Below are 5,415 nucleotides of genomic sequence, written 5' to 3'. Positions count from 1 at the left end.
CGACGCGGGGGCGGCAGTTCGCCGGCTGCGCGCAGGTGGTCGGCGTGCGCGGCGAGGGCGTCGACCAGTTCCAGCACCGACGCGTTCTCGGGCTGCACGTCCACGCGCAGGCCGAACTCGGCGGCGGTCTCGGCGGTGCGCGGCCCGATGCAGGCGATGAGCGTCCGGGCGTGCGGCTTGCCGGCGATGCCGACGAGATTGCGCACGGTCGAGGAACTGGTGAAGCAGACGGCGTCGAACCCGCCGGTCTTGATCATCTCGCGGATCTCGGCGGCCGGCGGGGCGGCGCGGACGGTGCGGTAGGCGGTGACGTCCTCGATCTCCCAGCCGCGGGCGGTCAGGCCCTCGGCGAGGGTCTCGGTGGCGATGTCGGCGCGCGGCAGCAGGACGCGGTTGACGGGGTCGAGGACGTCGTCGTACGGCGGGAACACCTCGAGCAGGCCGAGGCTGGACTGCTCGCCGCTGGGCAGCAGTTCGGGCTGGATGCCCAGTTCGCGGACGCGGGCGGCGGTGCCCTCGCCGACGCAGGCGATCTTCACGCCGGAGAAGGCGCGGGCGTCGAGGCCGAACTCGACGAACTTCTCCCACACGGCGCGCACGGCGTTGGAGGAGGTGAACACGACCCACTGGTAGCGGCCGTCGACGAGGCCCTTGACGGCGCGCTCCATCTGGGCGGGACTGCGGGGCGGCTCGACGGCGATGGTCGGCACCTCGACGGGCACGGCGCCGTGCTCGGCGATGCGCTCGCTCATCTCGGCGGACTGCGCCTTGGTGCGGGGCACGAGGACGTTCCAGCCGAACATGGCACGCGACTCCCACCACTGGTGGCGGTGCCGCTCACCGGCGGACTTGCCGATGGTCACCACCAGGTCGCCCTCCATGTCGCGCCCGACCTCGGCCATGGTCGCGAGGGTACCGTCGGCGGACTTCTGGGCGCAGAGCGAGCCGGAGCAGGTCACGGTGACCGGGGTGCCGGCGGCGAGGCCCTGCTCGGCGAGGTGGGAGGCGGCCTCGGCGAGGTGGCGGGTGGTGGTGCGCAGGACGATGGGCCCGGGCGAGCCGACGAGGGCGGCCCAGTCGACCTTGCCGCGGCCGTCGGCGAAGACGTAGCCGGAGCCGAGCGCGATGCCGGCGAAGGCGGGCACGGCGGTGGCCTCGGCGACACCGGGGACGACCTCGAACGGCACGACGGTGCGGCCGACGGCGGCGATCTCGGTGACGGTCGCGTCGGTGGTCATGGGGTCGCCGGTGACGAGGCGGACGACGTCGCGGCCCTTCTTGGCCTCGGCGACGAGCTGCTTGGCCACGGCGGCGGGCTCACCGAGGACGGGCCGCACGTCGGCGGCGGTGGGCGCCGGCAGTGCCTTGAGGCGCTTGACCTCAGCCTTGTCCTCGGCGGCCACGGCGGCGTCCATCTCGGCCTGCCGCGCGTCGAGCAGTTCCTGCGGGACGGGGACCTCGGTGGCGACCAGTGCCAGTACGTCGGCCGACACGTCGGCGTCGGCGAAGACCAGCGCGTTGCCGGCGAGGACCTCGCGGGCCCGGCAGGTGAGCATCCCCGCGTTGCCTGGACCGCCGCCGACGAAGCGGACGGTTCCGGGGCGGGTGGTGCGTGCTCGAGTCATTGTTCGTCTCTCCGTCGGGTGGGTGTCGCGCACTGGCTGCGCGCGAGGTGGGAGTTCGGGGGTCAGGGGTCGGTGACGGTCGGTGGGGCCGTCGTGGATTCCCTGGGTACGAGCGGGGGTCGTTGCTCGGGGGATTCGGCGGACATGAGGTCGCTGGCGCCGCGGTCGAGCAGTTCGGCCGCGAGGCGGCGACCCAGTTCCTCGGCGGCGGCGACCGGCCCGTCGGGATGTGAGGCGGGGACGGTCGTGCCGGAGGTCCGCAGGACCGTGGTGCCGTCGTGGGCGGCGACCACCGCGTGCAGCGTGAGCACGGCGTCGGCGGCCGGGGCGTCGGCTCCCGGATCGGTGCCGGCGAAATCGGACCGGGCGGAGTCGGTGCCGCTGAGCTCGGCGCGCGCGCCGACGGGCGCGGTGCACCCGGCCTCGAGGTCGCGCAGGAGGGTGCGCTCGGCGGCAATGCGGACGCGGGAGGGGAGGTGGTCGACGACGGCGAGGGCCTCGATCGCCTCGGTGTCGTCGGCGCGGGCTTCGACGGCGAGAGCGCCCTGGGCGGGGGCCGGCAGCATCTCGTCGATGCCGAATCGGTGGGTGGCGCGCTCTCCGGCCCCGGTGCGGTCGAGTCCGGCGGCCGCGAGGACGACAGCGTCGAGATCGCCGCTGGCGACGTATCCCATCCGCGTGTCGATGTTCCCGCGCAGGGGGTGCAGGTCCAGGTCGGGGCGCAGGGCCGCGAGCTGGGAGCGCCGCCGCGGGGCGGAGGTGCCGACGCGGGCGCCCTGCGGGAGGGTGTCCATTGTGAGCCCGTCGCGGGCGATGAGCACGTCCGACGGGTCGACGCGCGGGGGCACGGCGATCGGGGCGAACCGGTCGTCGCGTGCGGTCGGCAGGTCCTTGTACGAGTGGACGGCGATGTCGCAGTCACCGCGTTCGAGGGCGGCGCGCAGTTCGAGGGTGAACACGCCCACGCCGATGCGCTCGACGGGGGCCATCACCACGTCGCCGCGGGTGCGCACGATCACCAGCTCGGCCGGGTACCCGGCGGCGATGAGGGCGTCGCGGACGTGCCCGGCCTGGGTGGTGGCCAGGGTGCTGCCGCGGGTTCCCACCTTCAGGGTCCTGCTGCTCATGAGGCCTCCTCCTCCACGTCGCGGTCCAGGTCGAACAGGGTGCGCACGACCGCCGCGTAGTTCTCCCCGTCGGGTTGGGCGGCGAGTTCCTTGAACCGCACGGTGGGCGGGTGCAGGAGCTTGTCGACCACGCGGCGGACGGTGTTGGCCACCTCGTCGCGGACCTTGTCGTCCATGTCGGGCAGTCGCGACTCGAGCCGGCGCATCTCGGCGGCCACGACCTGTCCGCCGCGGCCCCGCAGCTGGCCGATGAGCGGGCCGACGCCGGCCATGCGCTCGGCCTGCGTGTACGCGGTGAGCTCGGCGTCCACGATCGTGCGGGCGGCGTCCGCCTCGGCCGCGGCGGACGAGGTGGCGGGGTCGGCCTTGAGCGCCTCGATGCCCAGCAGGGTCACGCCGGGCAGGCCGGCGACGGCGGGGTCGACGTCACGAGGCATGCCGAGGTCGCAGATGACCAGGGGCCCGCGGTCGCCGCGGCGGGCCAGCGCGGTGTGGATCTCGCCGAGAGTGACGACCGTGCCGACGGCACCGGTGCAGGTGAAGAGGATGTCGGCGCGGGCGACGGCGGTGGCGAGCTCGTCGAGCGGGAACGCGGTGGCGGGTGTGCCGGAGTCGCGGGCGATCTCGGACAGCCGGTCGGCGCGCTCCGGGGTGCGGTTGGTGATCTCGATGCGGGAGATCCCGCCGCGGCCGAGGTGCGCGACGGCCAAGCCGCCCATGGCACCGGCGCCGAGCACGACGGCCTGCCGACCGTCGAGGCGGCGCGAGGCCGGGGCGTCGGGGGCGTCGGCGTCGGCGCTCGCGTTGAGGATCTCCGCGGCCCGGTCGAGCGCCACGGAGACGACGGACGCGCCGGCGGAGTCGATGCCGGTCTCGGTGTGGACGCGCTTGCCCACGTGCAGGGCCTGCTGGGCGAGGCGGTGCAGGGTGGTGCCGGCCGCGCCGATCTCGGAGGCGGACTGGTACGCGGTGCGGATCTGGCCGATGATCTGCTGCTCGCCCACCACCATCGAGTCCAGGCCCGAGGCCACGGAGAACAGGTGCTCGGCGGCGGACTCGGAGTACCGGATGTACAGGTGCCGGCTGAGCTCGTCGACGGACAGGCCCGAGTGGCGCGACAGGAGGTTGACGACGTCGTCGAGCGCCGGGTGGAACGCGTCCACGGCCGAGTACACCTCGACGCGGTTGCAGGTGGTGACGATCATCGCCTCGTCGACGTTCTCGCCGGCGATGAGTTCTTCGGTGAGCGCGTCGCGGTCGACCTCGGACACGGCCACGGCCTCGAGCAGCGCCACCGGCGCACTGTGGTGGGACACACCCACCAGGAGGATGCTCACAACCGACCCCCGGACGTCAGGGCCTGACGGGCCCATGCCAGAATGGATGCCAGCTCGTCAACTCGGGGAGAAACCACTCGGGAGAAGAACGCAGGCCCGCCGGACGAACTCGCGGAACGCTGGTCCACAGTCGGTCGTCTCCTGTCGGTGTTCACGGCTGTGCACAGGGCACTCCCGGATCGGGAACACTCTGCCGGGACGGCCGTGGCCCTCAAGCCTGCGTACGACCCGTAACGGGATCCACCGTAACCCGCATGACACCCCGGGACAAAACCGTCACCGCACAGGATGTTATGTCCGTGCAGCGCCTCGCACCGCCCGTGAACAGCGCGGACCGGAGGCCGTGCGCCCGGGTACGGTGACCGCGTGCCCCCGCGTCGCAGGTCCTCCGCCACGATGTCCGCCGCCACCCGCGCCCGGTACGCGAAGCGTCGGCAGCGGCGCCTCGCCCGGGTCGACAACGACCTCACCGACCAGCAGTGGGCCGCGATCCTCGACGCGTGGGGCGGCTGCGCCTACTGCCACGCCGTCGGACCGGCCCTGCAGCGGGACTGCGTCATGCCGATCTCCCGCGGCGGGCGCTACACGCTGGAGAACGTGGTTTCGGCCTGCGCATCCTGCAACGCGAGTAAGCGCGGGCAGCGAGGTCACCGGGTGGCTGCGGCGCAAGAAGCTCGGCGAGGGCGCGTTCCTGCTCCGGCACGCGACCATCCTGCGGGCCCTCCGCACCGACGACTGAGCCCCGGCGGGGCCGTCACCGGTCGCTCACCGTGCCCGTCCGGCTCTAGTCCCATCCGGCGAACGGGTCGGGCCCGGCGAGCGTGGCGAGCAGCTCGTCGTCGTCGACCTCCCAACACGAATGCTCCGCACCGTCGACCAACACGACCGGCAGGCGGTCCCCGTACTCGGCGGCGAGGTCGGGATCGGCGGCGCGGTCCACGTCGGTGACCTCCAGGCGCGCGCCGGCACCCTCGCACAGGAGCAGCAGCTGGCCGTGGACGCGGACGCAGCTGCCGCAGCCCTCGCGGGTCAACAGGGTCACCGTGTGCACCATGCCTCGATAGTGCACCACCCCTCCCGGGCTCCCCTAGGATGGGGTCGCAGCCCCCGAGGAGGTCCCGCCCGGTGAACGACTCCCATCCGGAGAACGACCACGCCAGCGACGAGCACGCCGACTCCCCGCGCCGCCGGCGACTGCCCGGTCGTGCCGACGTGATCTCGGCGCTGGGAAGGCTCGTGTGGAGGCGCCGCGACGCGCGGGTCCAGCGGGTCGCCGGCGAGGCCTCCGCCGAGCACGCCGTCAAGCTCGAGCCGGGTGCCGAGCCC

4 protein-coding genes and 2 pseudogenes are annotated in these 5,415 nt (G+C 73.7%); 2 read left to right on the top strand and 4 right to left on the bottom strand.

Annotated elements, in window-relative coordinates; all coding sequences use genetic code 11:
- The 3 genes from HMPREF3086_RS17425 to HMPREF3086_RS17415 all read right to left on the bottom strand — a co-directional run.
- A partial coding sequence (locus HMPREF3086_RS17425; RefSeq protein ID WP_070723206.1) for a bifunctional uroporphyrinogen-III C-methyltransferase/uroporphyrinogen-III synthase occupies window positions 1-1,625 on the bottom strand: 1,625 nt, incomplete at its 3' end.
- 62 nt (window positions 1,626-1,687) lie between these two features.
- A complete protein-coding gene (gene hemC / locus HMPREF3086_RS17420) occupies window positions 1,688-2,752 on the bottom strand; it encodes a hydroxymethylbilane synthase (RefSeq protein WP_061227991.1) in 1,065 nt (354 codons plus the stop codon).
- A complete protein-coding gene (locus HMPREF3086_RS17415; RefSeq protein ID WP_210401898.1) occupies window positions 2,749-4,089 on the bottom strand; it encodes a glutamyl-tRNA reductase in 1,341 nt (446 codons plus the stop codon). Before HMPREF3086_RS17415 ends, hemC begins: the two co-directional genes overlap by 4 nt.
- A gap of 396 nt (window positions 4,090-4,485) precedes the next feature.
- Between HMPREF3086_RS17415 and HMPREF3086_RS18240 the strand changes: the two are divergent.
- Window positions 4,486-4,828: pseudogene (locus tag HMPREF3086_RS18240) on the top strand (HNH endonuclease).
- A 45-nt stretch (window positions 4,829-4,873) separates the two neighbouring features.
- On the opposite strand, the gene HMPREF3086_RS17410 reads toward HMPREF3086_RS18240, so the two are convergent.
- On the bottom strand, window positions 4,874-5,143 hold the full coding sequence (locus tag HMPREF3086_RS17410) for a glutaredoxin family protein (protein WP_070723201.1): 270 nt from the start codon (window positions 5,141-5,143) through the stop codon (window positions 4,874-4,876).
- Window positions 5,144-5,214: 71 nt separating this feature from the next.
- On the opposite strand from HMPREF3086_RS17410, the pseudogene HMPREF3086_RS17405 reads away from it, so the two are divergent.
- Window positions 5,215-5,415, top strand: a pseudogene (locus HMPREF3086_RS17405) (HAD-IB family hydrolase); the annotation flags it as partial.

It is taken from the genome of Dietzia sp. HMSC21D01 (assembly GCF_001815995.1).
GTDB lineage: Bacteria > Actinomycetota > Actinomycetes > Mycobacteriales > Mycobacteriaceae > Dietzia > Dietzia cinnamea.
This window is presented reverse-complemented; position numbering and strand designations above follow the sequence as displayed.

What these genes read in the sequence shown, in the direction of transcription:
- hemC (WP_061227991.1), bottom strand. Translation starts at nt 2,752, where the DNA reads ATGAGCAGCAGGACCCTGAAGGTGGGAACCCGCGGCAGCACCCTGGCC.
- HMPREF3086_RS17410 (WP_070723201.1), bottom strand. Translation starts at nt 5,143, where the DNA reads ATGGTGCACACGGTGACCCTGTTGACCCGCGAGGGCTGCGGCAGCTGC.